The 223-nt window shown below is 65.5% G+C and carries 1 protein-coding gene; it reads left to right on the top strand.

What is annotated here, in order from left to right; genetic code table 11:
- Positions 1–223 (top strand): CoA-transferase (locus E4K09_RS23990; protein ID WP_280177493.1); only part of this gene is annotated, 223 nt, incomplete at both ends.

Genomic DNA, 223 nt, shown 5'->3' with positions numbered 1-223 from the left:
GGCGAGTAACGGCGATCTCGCCAACTGGATGATCCCCGGCAAGATGGTGAAGGGCATGGGCGGCGCCATGGACCTGGTCGCGGGCGTGAAGCGCGTGGTCGTGGTGATGGACCACGTGGCCAAGGGCAAGGATGGTTCGGAGGAGCCGAAGCTGCTGAGAGAATGCACGCTGCCGCTCACCGGCGCCGGCGTGGTCGATCTGGTGATCACCGATCTCGGCGTT

This window comes from Microvirga pakistanensis (assembly GCF_004458765.1).
Taxonomy (GTDB): Bacteria; Pseudomonadota; Alphaproteobacteria; order Rhizobiales; family Beijerinckiaceae; genus Microvirga; species Microvirga pakistanensis.
This window is presented reverse-complemented; position numbering and strand designations above follow the sequence as displayed.